At 68.3% G+C, this 13,450-nt stretch carries 14 protein-coding genes; 7 read left to right on the forward strand and 7 right to left on the reverse strand.

Translation table 11 applies throughout. The annotated features are described in order from the left end of the window. Positions 1–76: 76 nt before the first annotated feature. The 4 genes from AC3FKG_RS26895 to AC3FKG_RS26910 all read left to right on the forward strand — a co-directional run bounded on the left by AC3FKG_RS26895 (position 77) and on the right by AC3FKG_RS26910 (position 5,164). On the forward strand, positions 77–1,579 hold the full coding sequence (locus AC3FKG_RS26895; RefSeq protein WP_488744604.1) for an acyl-CoA synthetase: 1,503 nt from the start codon (positions 77–79) through the stop codon (positions 1,577–1,579). Positions 1,580–1,657: 78 nt separating this feature from the next. After that, the gene (locus AC3FKG_RS26900) at positions 1,658–2,653 is read left to right on the forward strand and encodes a Bug family tripartite tricarboxylate transporter substrate binding protein (protein ID WP_483709526.1); all 996 of its coding nucleotides are present in this window, start codon (positions 1,658–1,660) and stop codon (positions 2,651–2,653) included. A gap of 160 nt (positions 2,654–2,813) precedes the next feature. Next, entirely contained in the window at positions 2,814–4,310 is a 1,497-nt protein-coding gene (locus AC3FKG_RS26905) for a chloride channel protein (RefSeq protein WP_488744605.1), read from the forward strand. Between the two features lie 137 nt (positions 4,311–4,447). Then, complete coding sequence (locus AC3FKG_RS26910) at positions 4,448–5,164, forward strand: hypothetical protein (RefSeq protein ID WP_488744606.1); 717 nt, start codon at positions 4,448–4,450, stop codon at positions 5,162–5,164. A 19-nt stretch (positions 5,165–5,183) separates the two neighbouring features. On the opposite strand, the gene dapB is transcribed toward AC3FKG_RS26910, so the two are convergent. Continuing rightward, a complete protein-coding gene (gene dapB, locus AC3FKG_RS26915) occupies positions 5,184–5,993 on the reverse strand; it encodes a 4-hydroxy-tetrahydrodipicolinate reductase (RefSeq protein WP_483709522.1) in 810 nt (269 codons plus the stop codon). Positions 5,994–6,041: 48 nt separating this feature from the next. Beyond that, positions 6,042–6,500, reverse strand: a complete 459-nt coding sequence (locus tag AC3FKG_RS26920) for an Lrp/AsnC family transcriptional regulator (protein ID WP_483709521.1) — start codon at positions 6,498–6,500, stop codon at positions 6,042–6,044. A 138-nt stretch (positions 6,501–6,638) separates the two neighbouring features. On the opposite strand from AC3FKG_RS26920, the gene AC3FKG_RS26925 reads away from it, so the two are divergent. The 3 genes from AC3FKG_RS26925 to AC3FKG_RS26935 all read left to right on the forward strand — a co-directional run bounded on the left by AC3FKG_RS26925 (position 6,639) and on the right by AC3FKG_RS26935 (position 9,690). Continuing rightward, entirely contained in the window at positions 6,639–7,820 is a 1,182-nt protein-coding gene (locus AC3FKG_RS26925; protein ID WP_483709520.1) for a saccharopine dehydrogenase family protein, read from the forward strand. Continuing rightward, positions 7,817–9,334, forward strand: a complete 1,518-nt coding sequence (gene amaB, locus AC3FKG_RS26930; RefSeq protein ID WP_483709519.1) for an L-piperidine-6-carboxylate dehydrogenase — start codon at positions 7,817–7,819, stop codon at positions 9,332–9,334. The genes AC3FKG_RS26925 and amaB overlap by 4 nt, the downstream gene beginning before the upstream one ends. A gap of 143 nt (positions 9,335–9,477) precedes the next feature. Then, on the forward strand, positions 9,478–9,690 hold the full coding sequence (locus tag AC3FKG_RS26935; RefSeq protein ID WP_483709518.1) for a hypothetical protein: 213 nt from the start codon (positions 9,478–9,480) through the stop codon (positions 9,688–9,690). Between the two features lie 21 nt (positions 9,691–9,711). Here AC3FKG_RS26935 and AC3FKG_RS26940 read toward each other — a convergent pair whose 3' ends face one another. From AC3FKG_RS26940 to prfA, 5 genes are all read right to left on the reverse strand, one after another. Beyond that, complete coding sequence (locus AC3FKG_RS26940; RefSeq protein ID WP_483709516.1) at positions 9,712–10,344, reverse strand: UbiX family flavin prenyltransferase; 633 nt, start codon at positions 10,342–10,344, stop codon at positions 9,712–9,714. A gap of 8 nt (positions 10,345–10,352) precedes the next feature. Then, entirely contained in the window at positions 10,353–10,664 is a 312-nt protein-coding gene (gene grxD / locus AC3FKG_RS26945) for a Grx4 family monothiol glutaredoxin (RefSeq protein WP_483709514.1), read from the reverse strand. 134 nt (positions 10,665–10,798) lie between these two features. Further along, complete coding sequence (gene prmC, locus AC3FKG_RS26950) at positions 10,799–11,668, reverse strand: peptide chain release factor N(5)-glutamine methyltransferase (protein WP_488744607.1); 870 nt, start codon at positions 11,666–11,668, stop codon at positions 10,799–10,801. A gap of 157 nt (positions 11,669–11,825) precedes the next feature. Further along, complete coding sequence (locus AC3FKG_RS26955) at positions 11,826–12,152, reverse strand: hypothetical protein (RefSeq protein WP_483709511.1); 327 nt, start codon at positions 12,150–12,152, stop codon at positions 11,826–11,828. Positions 12,153–12,346: 194 nt separating this feature from the next. Further along, entirely contained in the window at positions 12,347–13,429 is a 1,083-nt protein-coding gene (prfA, locus tag AC3FKG_RS26960; protein WP_483709509.1) for a peptide chain release factor 1, read from the reverse strand. Positions 13,430–13,450: the final 21 nt, after the last annotated feature.

Raw genomic sequence — 13,450 nt, forward strand, 5'->3', positions numbered from 1 at the left:
GCGGTGAATTGTCGATGCCACGCAGCGCGGCTACAGTGGAACGCTGCCAAACAGGACAATGCACAGGAGACCACCGATGGCGACAGACCTCTGGTTCGAAGACATGCACCGCGACGGCGCCGAACTGCTCGATCGTGGCGCCCGCCTGGCTGGCGGCCTGCGCGCCGCCGGGCTGCGGGAGGGCGACGTGGTGGCGGTGCTGCTGCGCAACGATCCGGTCTACGTCGATGTCGTCCAGGCGTGCCGCATCGGCGGCACTTATTACTGCCCGATCAACTGGCACTTCACCGCCGAGGAGGTGCGCTTTCTGCTGGCCGACAGCGGCGCCCGCGCGCTCATCGTCCATGCAGGCCTGCTGGCTGCCGTGCGCGAGGCCATACCGGCGGGCATGACCGTGCTTGTCGTCGCCGATGACGCGCAGGCGCCCGACGACGGTATCGACTACGAAGGGTGGCTCGCACGGCAATCCCCTTACGACGGCCCGCGCGTGTCACCGCGCGGCCATATGGCCTATACCTCGGGCACCACTGGCCGTCCCAAGGGCGTGCTGCGCGAGCCGGTGCCGCTGGACCAGCTCGAAGACCAGCTTGCGCGCTCGCGCTCGCTGGTGCGGCAGGTCTACGGCATCGTCCCCGGCTGCCGCGTGCTGATGACGGCGCCGCTGTACCACAGCGCGCCCGGTTCGTTTATCCAGAACGCGCTGCAGATGGCCGAGCGGCTGGTGCTCACGCCGCGCTTCGATGCCGAGCAGGTACTGGCGCTGGTGGAGAAGCATCGCATCGACGTGCTTTACCTTGTGCCGATCATGTACGTGCGCCTGCTCAAGCTCGCACCCGGGGTGCGCGCGCGCTACGACCTGTCGTCGATCCGCTTCGTCGCCTCGACCGGCTCGCCGTGCGCGCCGGAGGTCAAGCGCGCGATGCTTGAATGGCTCGGCCCGGTCATCCACGAAACCTATGCGTCGAGCGAGGCCGGCATGATCACGGTCGCCACGCCCGCCGATGCCGCCGCCCGCCCCGGCACCGCCGGCAAGCCGGTGGACGACGCGCAACTGCGCATTCTCGATACCGACGGCAAGCCGTGCGCGCCGGGCGAGATCGGCATGGTCTATGTGCGCCAGCCCGCCTACCCGGACTTCACTTACCGCAACAATGACGCTGCGCGCCGCGCCATCGACCGCGATGGCCTGGTGACGCTCGGCGACATGGGCTATGTCGATGCGGATGGCTACCTGTTCATCTGCGACCGTGCATCCGACATGGTGATCTCGGGCGGCGTGAACATCTATCCGGCCGAGATCGAGCACGAACTGGTGCGCTACCCGGGCGTGGCCGATTGCGTGGTGTTCGGCGTGCCCGACGATGAATATGGCGAGCGGCTGCTGGCCATGGTGCAGCCAATGCCCGACGCGACGATCCGCGAGGAAGACGTCATCGAGTGGTTGCGCACGCGCCTGTCGGGTTTCAAGGTGCCGCGCAGTATCGTGATCGAGCCGCAATTGCCGCGCGACGAAACCGGCAAGCTGGCCAAGCGCCGGCTGCGCGACCGGTACTGGGAAGGGCGCCAGCGGCGCGTCTGAGCCGGGCGCGGCAAGGCCGCATCCATCAAAACCAGAGAAGCATGGCGCCCACGATGGCGCCGCCAGACAGGAGACAGTATGCAAGGCAGCAAATTCAGTCGCAGGACCTGGCTCGCCGCGACGGCAGCCGCCGTTTGGGCACTGGCAGGCGGCGCCGCGCCGGCGCTGGCCGCGTATCCCGATCATCCGATCAAGCTCGTGGTGCCATACACCCCAGGCGGCTCGACCGACCAGTTCGGCCGCGCGATGGCCGACGGCATGTCGCGCCAGCTGGGCCAGACCGTGGTGGTGGAAAACCGCCCGGGCGCGGCCACCATGGTCGGCACCACCAGCGTGGCGCGCGCGCCGGCTGATGGCTACACCATGGTGCTGGCGACCAACGGCAGCATGGTGCTCAACCCCATGCTGTACAAGAAGATCTCATACGATCCGCCGCGCGATTTCAGGATCTTCAGCGTCGGCGCCGAGGTGCCGCTGGTGGTGGTGACCAACACCAAGGTGCCGGCCAGCAATGTCCGAGAGTTCGCCAGCTATGCCAAGGCCAGCGGCGGCAAGCTCAACTATTCGTCGGTGGGACTGGGCAACGCGCTGCAGCTGGCCACCGAGATGCTGAAGACCGAGCTGGGCATCGAGGTCACGCATGTGCCCTACAACGGCAGCGCGCCGGCGCTGTCGGCGCTGCTGGCCAATGACACGCAGCTGATGGTGGACGTGGTCAGCACCTCGCTGCCGCACATCAAGGCCGGCAAGCTCAAGGCGCTGGCCGTCACCGGCCGCCAGCGGCTGGACGTCCTGCCCAATGTGCCGACCGTCGCCGAAGGTGGCTATCCCAACTTCCAGGCCGCCACGTGGTTCGGCCTGGCCGTGCCGGCGCAGACCCCGCCCGAGGCCGTGGCCAGACTGCGAGCCGCGGCCGACAGCGTGCTGAAGGATCCTAAATTCCGCGCCACCTTCAACGACCTGGGCCTGGTGGTGCAGCCGCCCCGCACGCAGGCCGAGATCGACCGCTATGTCGAAGTGGACCGCGAGCACTGGGGCAAGGTCATCAAGGCCAACAACATCACGCTGGATTGACGAACCACCGCGCGGTGAAGCGCGCGTTTGGGCACCGGCGGCATTCGGCCGATTACCGGCGACGTGCGGTGCGCTCCGCGCTGACGGGCGTATAGTGCGACATCCAGGCACAGGCGCCCGCAACGCCGGGCGCGCAGGATGCCGCAATGCTCCGCACGTCATGACAGACCCCGCCCCACCCGAACCAACCAGCGCTTCCTCCGCCGCCGAGAACGCAGAAGCCGTCCGCCCGGAGGCTTCGGATGTCATCCCTGACCCCCCCCGGGGCCGCGCCAATGACCGCCTGACCGACGCGATCAGCCGTCGCGCCCGCCTCGCGGCCTGGCGCAAGTCGCGCCAGGCGGGGCGCATCTCCCGTACCACGCTGCGCTATGCCGTCTTCATGTGCGGTGCCGGCTGCGTGGCGCTGTTCTCGCTGGTGTTCGCATGGATCGCCGAACTGGCGCTGCGCTGGAATTACCACATGACGCAGGCCACGCCATGGATCTCGTTCGTCATGCTCCCGTTCGGGCTGGCCGCACTGCGCTGGCTGACCATCCGGCTCGCGCCGCAGGCGCGCGGCAGCGGCATTCCGCAGGTGATCGCGGCCGTCACGCTGCCGCCTTCGGGGCCGGCGCAGACGCTGCTGGTGTCGTTCCGCCAGTCGATGTGGAAGGTGGTGCTGACCGCCGCCGGCCTGCTCGTCGGCGCTTCGGTCGGGCGCGAGGGGCCGTCGGTGCAGGTTGGCGCCGCGGCCATGCTGGCCTGGGGCCACTGGTGCCACGAGAAGATGCGCTTTCGCATCGGCTTTCATCCTAACGCGCTGATCGCGGCCGGCGCCGCGGGTGGCCTTGCCGCGGCGTTCAACACGCCGCTGGCGGGCGTGGTATTTGCCATCGAGGAACTTGGCCGCGGCACGGCCGTGCGCTGGGACCGGCTGGTGCTGTCTGGTGTGCTGACGGCCGGCTTCCTGTCGCTGGCCTTGCTCGGCAACAACCCTTACTTTGTCGTCAAGGTTCCCATGCTGGTGCTGCATGCCGCGTGGGGGCCGGTGATCCTGTGCGCGCTGGTGTGCGGCGTGCTCGGCGGGCTGTTTGCCAAGGCGCTGATCGGCGGCGTGCCGGGACTGTTGCCGCAGCGCTGGCGCCACTGGCCGCCCGCGCATCCGGTGCAAGCGGCATTTTGCTGCGGTCTGGTCGTGGCCGCGCTGGGCTGGGCGACGGCCGGGGCGACGCTGGGCACGGGCTATGAGCAGGCCTCGGCGCTGATCAATGGCGAATCGCACGCCACGCTGTGGTTCGGCCTGGCCAAGTTCGCGGCCACGGTGGTGTCGTATTTCGCGGGCATTCCCGGCGGCATCTTCACGCCGGCACTGGCCATCGGCGCCGGCATCGGCGAGAACGTCGCCCACTTTATCCCCGGCATGCACGAGCCACGCTTGCTGGCGCTGGTGGCCATGGCCGCATTCCTGGCCGGTGCCACGCAGGCGCCCATTACGGCCAGCGTGATCGTCATGGAAATGACGCGCACGCAGGACCTGACCCTTTTCCTGCTGGCGGCCTCACTGCTGGCGTCGTTTATCTCGCGGCAGTTCTCGCCGCCCCCGTTCTACCATCACGTCGGCCATGTCTTCCGTCGCGAGGCCCAGGCGCTGGTGCGCAAGGCCCCCGCCGGCTGACGGCGCAGGCCGGCTTGGGCGCACTTTGCAATGGAAGAGTGCCTCATGCGCCATGCCTGCGCGGTGTTATGCAGGGGGGCCGGAACATCCGGCCCCCCGCAGGCTCCAACAGGGGCCTTTTTTGAGGAGTCCGGATTTTGAAATTTCCCGTTGCCGGGCTGGCTGCCGCCGGCCTGATCGGCGCCGCCACGAGCGCCTTTGCCGCCCCGGCGGCTGCCGCCCCTGCCGCTGCGGCACCGAAAGCCGCCCAGAAGACTGCGCCCGCCAGCGACAGCGCGCTGGCCCCGATGCTGAAACTGCTGGAAATCGGCAATCCGCTGCCCGCGCTGCCTGACTGTGCGGACAAGCGCACGCCCGATGGCCGCGATGTGACCGCTTTCTGCGTCGAGGTAAAGGGCGACGGCATCATGCGCCAGGTCGGCATCCCGCGCGACAAGCGCCCGTCCTTCATGGACGGCGTGCATGTCCTGGCCTTTGCGGACGGTAACGCGCTGGTCGGCGTGGTCGTGCCGACCGGCGGCGCCAATTCGCAGCAGGCCGCCCTCGACAGCGTCAATGCCCTGTACGGCAAGCCGTTCCGCCAGGAGCAGGAAGACATGCGGGACAAGGCCGGCAACACGGTCAAGACCATCCACGCTGGCTGGATGCAGAAGCCACTGACGGTCGAGCTCTACGCCATGCCGGAAGACCCGAGCACCGGCACCATCGAAATGCTGCTGCCCCGCGCCCGCGCGCTGATGGCGGACAAGGACGCGCAGGTCGCGCAGCAGCTCGCGCCCGCATCGGCGCCTGCCGCCGCGCCGAGCAAGGAGAAGAAGCCGGCGCCCAAGCCGGTCAAGCCGGGCAGCTGGTAACGCCTGCCCGCGTGCTGGCTCAGATGCCTTCCATCACCTTGTCCAGCCCGCGTACCACGCCGCGCACGGTGTGGACCTTGCGGATCGCCAGCAGCGCGCCCGATACATAGGGCTTGGAGCCGTCGCCGGCTTCATGCTTGAGGTGCAGGCGCTGGCCGTCGGCGCCGAAGATCACTTCCACGCCGAGCTGGTAGCCGGGCAGCCGCACGGCATGCACCTGCGTGCCGGACATGGTGGCGCCGCGCGTCTCGCGCGGGCCATTGACCTGGTCCACCGGCACCGCCTGCTGCGCCGCCTTGACCTCGCCGAGACGGAACGCCAGCTCGCGCACGGTGCCTGACGGCACGTCGACCTTGCCGGCCTTGGCGTAGTCGATGATCTCCCAGTGGTCGAGGTGGCGCGCCGCCATTTCCGCGAACTTCTGCAGCAGCACCACGGTGATGGCGAAATTGCCGCACGCCAGCACGCCGCGATCGGCCTTGCGCGCGGCCGCGTCGATCTCGGCATAGTCATCGTCGGTCAGGCCCGACGTGCCCACCACCACGTGCGCGCCGTGCGCGAGCGCCTGCAGGATGTTGTGCTTGGCAATGGCCGGCTTGGTGTACTCGACGTAGACGTCATAGGGCGTGCTGCCCAGCGCCTCGATGCTGGCCGCCGCCACGCCCGGCGTATCGGCATGGCCCGTCAGCTGCGCCAGCGGCTGCCCGGCGGCGCCGCGCGACAGGCCGGCCACCAGCGTCATGTCGGACGCGTGCGCGACGCCGCGTGCCAGTTCGCCGCCGGCCCAGCCGGTTACGCCGCCTACGGCGACACGGATCGGATTGCTCATTGTCTTTTCTCTCCCGTTTCGTAAGGGTGGTCGCAGGAGCATACCGCGCTAGCCGGTTGCGCGCCGGCGGTCGATTTTTCTGGCCAGCACGATCGACGTCGTGGTGTGGTTCACGCCGTCGAGCATGCCGATCTCGTCGAGCAGCTGGTCGAGCCGCGCATGGGTGTCGCAGCGGATCACCGCCATGTAATCCACCGGGCCGCTGACCGAACTCAGTTCCTCGATTTCCGGCAGGCGCTGCAGCGCCCGCACGATGGCCGGACCGGCCTTGGGCTGCACCGACAGTCCGCAGAAGGCCTGGATGGCGTTGTCGCCCATCTCGCGCCCCAGCCGCACGCCGTAGCCGGCGACCACGCCCAGGCGTTCCAGCCGCGCGATCCGCGCGACCACCGTCGTGCGGGCGATGCCCAGACCGCGGGCCAGGTTGGCGGCGCTTTCCCGGGCGTTGGCCTGCAGCAGCGCCAACAGGTGCCGATCGGTCTGGTCGAGCTTGTCGGAATCTGCCATATCGTCGAAATCAGTCGTCGTTTCGTTCGATTATGGCGGGGATTCGTCGAACTTGTGCCTTCTTTCCGTTGTGCACCCTGACCATACTTCAGTCAGGAGTCCGGAATGCACGAACAGGCTTGGACAGAGGAGGACACCATGCAGGCAACTACCCTGGGGCCCGGCTCGCCGCGGGACCTGACGCTGGCCAAGGGGCCTTTGCAAATCGTCGTGCTGGGGGCCGGCAAGATCGGCCGCACCATTGCCGCCATGCTGCACGACAGCGGCGACTACCGCGTGAGCCTGGTCGACAACGATGCGCGCCGCCTCGACGGCCTGCCGCGCGCCATCACCGTGCGCGCCGGCGATCCGACCGAGCCCGGCACCTGCGCCGCGCTGCTGGCGGGCGCCGACGCGGTCCTCAACGCGCTGCCATTTCACGCCGCGGTGAGCGTCGCCACGGTCGCCGCGCGGCTGGGCGTGCACTACTTCGACCTGACCGAGGACGTGGCCGCGACGCAGGCTATCCGCCAGCTCGCGCAGAACGCGCGTTCGGTGCTGATGCCGCAGTGCGGCCTGGCGCCGGGCTTTATCGGCGTGGTCGGCAACGACCTGGCGCAGCGCTTCGTGCGCGGCGGCGGCGAGTTGCTGGACCTGCAGATGCGCGTGGGCGCGCTGCCGCGCTACCCGAGCAATGCGCTCAAGTACAACCTGACCTGGAGCACCGAAGGGCTGATCAACGAGTACTGCAATCCGTGCGAGGCGATTGTCGATGGCCGCAGCGTGGAACTGCCGGCGCTCGAAGGTCTGGAAACCTTCGCGCTGGACGGCATCGAGTACGAGGCCTTTAATACCTCAGGCGGGCTCGGCACGCTGCCGGAGACGCTGTCGGGCCGCGCACGCAATGTCGACTACAAGTCGATCCGCTACCCGGGCCACTGCGCGCTGATGAAGCTGCTGCTCAACGACCTGCGCCTGCGCGAGCGGCGCGGCTGGCTGCGCGAGATCTTCGACCGGTCGATTCCGGTCACGGAGCAGGACGTGGTTATCATCTTCGCCACCGCGACCGGCTATCCGGCCGGCGGCGAGCGCGGGCGCGGGCCGCTCACGCAGGCCTCGTACTCGGCGCGTATCGGGGGCGTGGATGGCCCGGCCGGGCACGTCAATGCCATCCAGCTGACGACGGCCGCGGCGATCTGCACGGCGCTGGACCTGGTGGCCGGCGGCGGGCTGCCGCAGTCTGGCTTCGTGCGGCAGGAAGCCGTGCCGCTGGCGGCCTTCCTGGCCAACCGTTTTGGCCGCCATTACACGCAGCGCCCACTGCAGGAGATGACGGTATGAAAGCGCAAGAGATCGCGGCGTGCTGGCAGTCGATGGGTTTGCCCCGGCCATGGAGCGACGGCACTCCGGCCGGCACGGTCATCGTTCGTTCGCCCGTCGATGGCGAAGCCGTCGGCCACGTTCCGGCCTGCACGCCAGCCCAGGCGGACGCTCTGATTGCACGCGCGCACGAGGCGCAGAGCGGCTGGGCGCTGGTGCCGGCCCCGGTGCGCGGCGAAATCGTGCGGCGCTTCGGCGAGGTGCTGCGCGAACACAAGATGGCGCTGGGCCGGCTGGTGTCGCTCGAGTCGGGCAAGATCCTGCAGGAAGGACTGGGCGAAGTGCAGGAGATGATCGACATCTGCGACTTCGCGGTCGGACTGTCGCGGCAGCTGCATGGGCTGACCATCGCGTCGGAGCGCCCGCAGCATGCCATGCGCGAAACCTGGCATCCGTATGGCCTGTGCGGCGTGATCTCGGCCTTTAATTTCCCGGTGGCAGTGTGGGCGTGGAATGCGGCGCTGGCGCTGGTGTGCGGCAACGCGGTGATCTGGAAGCCGTCGGAAAAGACCACGCTGTGCGCGCTGGCCGCGCATGGCCTGTTCGAACGCGTGCTGGCCGCCACGGCGCCGCAGTACGAGGGGATATCGGCAGTGCTGCCGGGCGGCCGCATGATCGGTACGCATCTGGTCGGGCACCCGGCGGTCCGCCTGGTCAGCGCGACCGGTTCCACGCGCATGGGCCGCGAAGTCGGCGTGGCTTGCGCCCAGCACTTCAAGCGCAGCATCCTGGAGCTTGGCGGCAACAACGCGGCCATCGTGACGCGCTCGGCGGACATTGAACTGGCCGTGCGTGCCATCACGTTCGCGGCGGCGGGCACGGCCGGGCAGCGCTGCACCACGCTGCGCCGCTGCTTCGTCCATGCCGACCTGATGGACACATTGACGAGCCGCCTGGTCACGGTGTTCGACCGCCTGCCAGTTGGCGATCCGCTCGAGGACGGTACGCTGCTAGGCCCCCTGATCGATACCGCCGCGGCCGATGCCATGGCCAACGCGCTGGCCAGTTGCCGCGCGCAGGGCAGTATTGTCACCGGGGGCGAACGGCTGCTGGCCGACCGCTTCCCGCATGCCAGCTACGTGCGCCCGGCCCTGGTGATGACCGAGGTGCAGCACGACACCATGCTGACCGAGACCTTCGCGCCGATCCTGTACCTGATGCCCTACACCTCGCTCGACGAGGCCATCGCGCTGAACAATGCGGCGGCGCACGGGCTGTCGTCGTGCATCTTCACGGAGTCGCTGCGCGAGGCGGAACGCTTCCTGTCATCGGCGGGCAGCGACTGTGGCATCGCCAACGTGAACATCGGCACCAGCGGGGCCGAGATCGGCGGCGCGTTCGGCGGCGAGAAGGCGACCGGCGGCGGCCGCGAGTCGGGATCGGATGCGTGGAAGGGCTATATGCGGCGGGCCACCAATACCATCAACTACGGCGATACCTTGCCGCTGGCCCAGGGCATCCGGTTCGAGATCTGAGGCACAACGGAGCGGCTTTACGTTCATCCAATCGTTGCGAATCGTAACAAGGGTTACAGCGCCTTGACGCTGTATTACGCGAGGGCCCCGTATAACGCTTCCAGGGCAGGCACATGCCCGGAAGCGACCCCAAGGAAAAAACGATGAGAACAGTAACGATTGGACTGGCCGCAGCGGCCGCTGCCACAGCCTTGCTGGGCGGGTGTGCGGTATATCCGTATCCGGCTGGCCCGGGCCCCGCCGTCGCGGTGGCGCCGGCGCCGGTCTATGTCGGCCCGCCGGCGGTGGTGGTGTCGCCGCGGCCGTACTACGGCTATGGCGGTTATGGCTACTACGGCCGGCGCCACTACTGGTAAGCCGGCGCCGGGGTGGGCGGCTCAGTTGCCGCCGTCTCCGGCCTTGCCGTAGCCGCCGTTCAGCCCCGGCCAGCTCGGGGCCAGGGTCTGGGCGATATCCGGCAGGTCGACCAGGTCGAGCACGCGGCCCACGGTGTGGTCGACCAGCTCGGCAATGCTTTGCGGCTTCTGGTAGAAGCCGGGCACGGGCGGGAAGACGATGCCGCCCATCTCCGTCACGGCCGTCATATTGCGCAGGTGCGCCAGGTTCAGCGGCGTCTCCCGCACCATCAGCACCAGACGGCGGCGTTCCTTGAGCGTGACGTCGGCCGCGCGCGTGATGAGGTTGTCGGACAGGCCGTGGGCCACGGCGGCCAGCGTGCGCATCGAGCACGGGACCACCACCATGGCATGCGCCCGGAACGAGCCGCTGGCAATGGTCGCGCCGATATCGCGCACGTTGTGCACGACATCGGCCATGGCTTCCACGTCGGCGCGGCTGATCTCCAGCTCGTGCTGGAGGTTCATCACGCCCGCCGGGGAAATCAGCAGGTGGGTTTCCACCGTCGGCACTTCGCGGAGCACCTGCAGCAGGCGCACGCCATAGATGGCGCCGGTGGCGCCCGTGATGGCGACGATCAGCCGTTGCGGCACGGCGCCGCCGGTCACGGGCATGGCAATCCTCAGCCCTTGAGCAGGGTCTGGAGTTCGCCGTTCTGGTACATCTCCATCATGATGTCCGAGCCGCCGATGAACTCGCCGTTCACGTAGAGCTGCGGGATGGTCGGCCAGCTGGCGTATTCCTTGATGCCCTGCCGGATCCCTTCGTCTTCCAGCACGTTGACCGTGGCCGGCGCATCCACGCCGCAGGCCTTCAGGATCTGGATGGCGCGGCCGGAGAAGCCGCACATCGGGAACTGCGCGGTGCCCTTCATGAACAGGACCACCGGGTTGCCCTTGACGATCTGGTCGATCTTTTGTTGCACGTCACTCATGATTGCTTTGTCGGTTGAGGTGGCGCCTGCATTCCAGGAGCCACCGGGTGTCGAAGGCCGCACGGGGATGCCGCGCGACGGTGATCTGACTGCAAATTTTACCGGATTCGCCGCCAGCCTTCAGGCTGCCCCCACTAGGCGGCTCCGGGACGGCGTCCGCCCGTGCAGCGCTCCTGACCGGCCAGGTCGCGCGCGGTGAAAACTTCGGTGAACCCGGCGCGCTCCAGCAACGCCTGCGTGGCCGCGGCCTGGTCGTAGCCATGTTCCATCAGGAGCCAGCCGCCGGGCAGCAGCCGCCCGTGCGCGCCGGCGATGATCGCCGCCAGGTCCGACATGCCGTCCTGGTGGTCGGTCAGCGCGTCGATTGGCTCGAAGCGCAGGTCGCCCTCCACCAGATGCGGGTCGCCTTCGGCAATATACGGCGGGTTGCTGACGATCAGGTGGAAACGCAGCCCGGGCGGCAAGGCGGCGTACCAGTCCGAAACCAGGAACTGGATGCCGTCTGCACCGAGTGCGCAGGCGTTGTCCTGCGCCACCATCAGCGCGCCCGGCGAAATGTCGGTCGCCCACACCTCGGCATCGGTGCGCTCGCGCGCGATGGTCACGGCCAGGATGCCCGAACCCGTGCCAAGGTCCAGCACGCGGGGGTGTTGGACGCCGGCCAGCCGCGCCAATGACGATTCCGCGGCGATTTCCGTGTCAGGGCGCGGGATCAGCACATCGGGCGTCACGCGGAACTTGCGGCCGAAGAATTCGCGCTCGCCGATCAGGTAGGCCATCGGCTCGCCGGCCAGGCGGCGCGCCAGCAGCGTGGCAAAGGCATCGCGCTGGGGCAGCGTCAGGGTGTCGCCGTCATGGGTGATCAGTTGGGTGCGGGTCAGCCCGGTGACGTGCGTCAGCAGCATCCGCGCTTCCAGCGTGGGCAAGCCAGCCATGGCGGCGAGCGTCTGCGCTTCGCGCACGGTGGGAGTAGCCGGCAAGGCGCCGGACAGGGCAGGGGACATCGGCAATGCGGGAACGGAAGCGCCGGCGGCAACACGCCGGCCGAAAACAAAAAACCCCGCCGGGCGTTGGCCTGGCGGGGCTTTCGGCGGGTCTACCAGCTAGGGAGGCAGTGTAGCGCCGAACCCTGGCGGCTGGTGCGAATCCGCGTAGCGGTCATTACTTATTGACGGCGTCCTTGGCCTTGTCGGCGCCTTCGTTGACGGCGTCCTTGGCGGCTTCCTTGGCATGTTCCATGGCGTTGCCAGCATCGGTCTTGGCCTTGTCCGCAGCAGCCGAGACATCGGCGGCGGCGTTGCTTGCCGCGGCCTTGGCGGCATCGGCGGCGTTGCTGGCGGCTGCGGCGGCATCGCTAGCGGCGGCCTTGGCCGACTCCGCTGCGCTTTGCATGGCGCTATCGGCGCTCGGCGTGGCCGGCGCTTCTTCCTTCTTGCTGCAGGCGGCCATGGCCGCGGTGATCATCAACAGCGCGAGCAGTTTCTTCATGATTTCGTCCTTTATGTCCGTGCGTCAGAGAGACAGTTGCCGGCAGCTTCTTCCGTCGCCGGTCGAAAACGATTATAGACAGCACCCTTTCGGCCGCCAGTGCTGTTTCAAGCATTTACAACAGATACAAAGCTTTGAGCGCAGTTGAGCGGGGATCCTGCCAAGTCGCCGTGTGGCGCCGGGGCAAGCGGCGCTCAGGCGTCGTCGCCTAGCGCTGCCAGCTGGTCGGCCTGGTGTTCCGCCGCGAGCGCCGAGACCAGCTCCTCCAGGTCACCGTCCATGATCATGTCGATCTTGTAGAGCGTGAGGTTGATGCGGTGGTCGGTCACGCGCCCCTGCGGGAAGTTGTACGTGCGGATACGGTCGCTGCGGTCGCCCGTGCCGATCAGGTTGCGGCGCGTGCTGGCTTCCTTGGCCTGCGCGGCGCGCGTCTGCTGGTCCTTGATGCGCGCGGCCAGGACCTTCATGGCCTTGTCCTTGTTTCGGTGCTGGCTGCGGTCGTCCTGGCACTCGACCACGATACCGGTCGGGATATGCGTGAGGCGCACCGCCGAGTCGGTCTTGTTGACGTGCTGGCCGCCGGCGCCCGAGGCGCGGAAGGTATCGATGCGCAGGTCGGACGGGTTGATTTCCACTTCGCCCACTTCGTCGGCCTCGGGCATCACCGCCACCGTGCAGGCCGAGGTATGGATGCGCCCCTGCGCCTCGGTGGCCGGCACGCGCTGCACGCGGTGGCCGCCGGATTCGAACTTCAGGCGCGAGAACGCGGCATCGCCGGCAATGCGCACGATCACTTCCTTGTAGCCGCCCAGGTCCGATTCGGACTCGCTCATGATCTCCACCTGCCAGCGCTGGCGTTCGGCAAAGCGCGTGTACATGCGCAGCAGGTCGCCCGCGAACAGCGCGCTTTCCTCGCCGCCGGCGCCGGCGCGGATTTCCAGCAGCAGGTTGCGGTCGTCGTTGGGGTCCCTGGGCAGCAGCAGCTTCTGCAAGCTGGCTTCCAGCGTCTCCAGGCGCTCGCGCGCGCTGGCGATCTCGTCGGCCGCGAAATCCTTCATCTCCGGATCGTCGAGCAGCGCCTGCGCGGTGGCCAGGTCGTCCTGCGCCTGGCGATACAGGCCATATTGCTCGGCCACGGGCGAAAGTTCGGCATGCTCGCGGCTGAGCTTGCGATACTGGTCGATCTTGGCGGTCGCGTCTTCGCGGGCAAGCAGGGCGTTGACTTCGTCGAGTCGCTCGGCCAGTTGGTCGAGCTTGGCAAGCATGCTGGCTTTCATGGGAATCCGGGTGGGCAAGGC

The sequence above is a fragment of the Cupriavidus sp. 22TCCZM04-2 genome, assembly GCF_057798895.1.

Bases quoted from the DNA above. Each gene is read 5' to 3' on its own strand.
- AC3FKG_RS26895 (WP_488744604.1), top strand. From the start codon at position 77: ATGGCGACAGACCTCTGGTTCGAAGACATGCACCGCGACGGCGCCGAA.
- AC3FKG_RS26900 (WP_483709526.1), top strand. From the start codon at position 1,658: ATGCAAGGCAGCAAATTCAGTCGCAGGACCTGGCTCGCCGCGACGGCA.
- AC3FKG_RS26905 (WP_488744605.1), top strand. From the start codon at position 2,814: ATGACAGACCCCGCCCCACCCGAACCAACCAGCGCTTCCTCCGCCGCC.
- dapB (WP_483709522.1), bottom strand. From the start codon at position 5,993: ATGAGCAATCCGATCCGTGTCGCCGTAGGCGGCGTAACCGGCTGGGCC.
- AC3FKG_RS26920 (WP_483709521.1), bottom strand. From the start codon at position 6,500: ATGGCAGATTCCGACAAGCTCGACCAGACCGATCGGCACCTGTTGGCG.
- AC3FKG_RS26925 (WP_483709520.1), top strand. From the start codon at position 6,639: ATGCAGGCAACTACCCTGGGGCCCGGCTCGCCGCGGGACCTGACGCTG.
- amaB (WP_483709519.1), top strand. From the start codon at position 7,817: ATGAAAGCGCAAGAGATCGCGGCGTGCTGGCAGTCGATGGGTTTGCCC.
- AC3FKG_RS26935 (WP_483709518.1), top strand. From the start codon at position 9,478: ATGAGAACAGTAACGATTGGACTGGCCGCAGCGGCCGCTGCCACAGCC.
- AC3FKG_RS26940 (WP_483709516.1), bottom strand. From the start codon at position 10,344: ATGCCCGTGACCGGCGGCGCCGTGCCGCAACGGCTGATCGTCGCCATC.
- grxD (WP_483709514.1), bottom strand. From the start codon at position 10,664: ATGAGTGACGTGCAACAAAAGATCGACCAGATCGTCAAGGGCAACCCG.
- prmC (WP_488744607.1), bottom strand. From the start codon at position 11,668: ATGTCCCCTGCCCTGTCCGGCGCCTTGCCGGCTACTCCCACCGTGCGC.
- AC3FKG_RS26955 (WP_483709511.1), bottom strand. From the start codon at position 12,152: ATGAAGAAACTGCTCGCGCTGTTGATGATCACCGCGGCCATGGCCGCC.
- prfA (WP_483709509.1), bottom strand. From the start codon at position 13,429: ATGAAAGCCAGCATGCTTGCCAAGCTCGACCAACTGGCCGAGCGACTC.